1 pseudogene is annotated in these 242 nt (G+C 78.5%); it reads right to left on the minus strand.

The annotated features are described in order from the left end of the window. Positions 1-223: pseudogene (locus GTW08_RS25720) on the minus strand (ATPase); the annotation flags it as partial. Positions 224-242 lie beyond the last annotated feature (19 nt).

Genomic DNA, 242 nt, shown 5'->3' on the forward strand with positions numbered 1-242 from the left:
TCAGCCCGGCGTTGGACAGGGTGACGTCGTCGAAGCGGGCCTGACCGTGCGGATCGCCCCGCTCCCCGGCGACGGCGAGCGCCGCGGTGACCCGGGCCCCGGTGAGGGTCACCGCGTCCCAGGAGCGCAGGCCGAGCGCAGCGAGCACCTCGGGGTGCAGCCGGACGACGCCGCGGCGGGCGTCGGCGGCCGCGGGGGCCAGTCGGGCGACGAGCTCCAGCACGGGAGGTCCTCCGGGGGAT

It is taken from the genome of Pseudonocardia sp. SID8383 (assembly GCF_009864975.1).
Taxonomy (GTDB): Bacteria; Actinomycetota; Actinomycetes; order Mycobacteriales; family Pseudonocardiaceae; genus Pseudonocardia; species Pseudonocardia alni.